The organism is Tetzosporium hominis (assembly GCF_002265435.1).
GTDB lineage: Bacteria > Bacillota > Bacilli > Bacillales_A > Planococcaceae > Chryseomicrobium > Chryseomicrobium hominis.
The window spans coordinates 1-273 of the sequence record NZ_NOKQ01000288.1 but is presented as its reverse complement, the minus strand read 5'-3'; the positions used below and the strand labels follow the sequence as shown (position 1 = coordinate 273).

The following is a 273-nucleotide window of genomic DNA, read 5'->3' as shown; positions in this document are numbered from 1 at the left end:
CATTGCTCAAGATTACGAGGACTACGTCCATTTCGATAAAGGTCGATACTTCCCTTGTCTGCCGGATAAAGACCAAGTAAGACTTGCACCAAGCTTGATTTACCTGAACCAGTTCCCCCGATTATACCAAGGATCTGCCCTTGATTCATATCAAAGGAAATGTTTCTCAGAGAAGGCTGGGCCGCATCAGGATAGGTAAAGGTTAATTCTTTGACTTGCAAAATCCGATCACCGGTAGCTTGCTTTTGTTCTAACTCTGAATGGATATCCTCT

The 273-nt window shown here is 43.6% G+C and carries 1 protein-coding gene; it reads right to left on the bottom strand.

Annotated elements, in window-relative coordinates:
• A partial coding sequence (locus CF394_RS13070; protein ID WP_133079840.1) for an ATP-binding cassette domain-containing protein occupies positions 1–273 on the bottom strand: 273 nt, incomplete at both ends.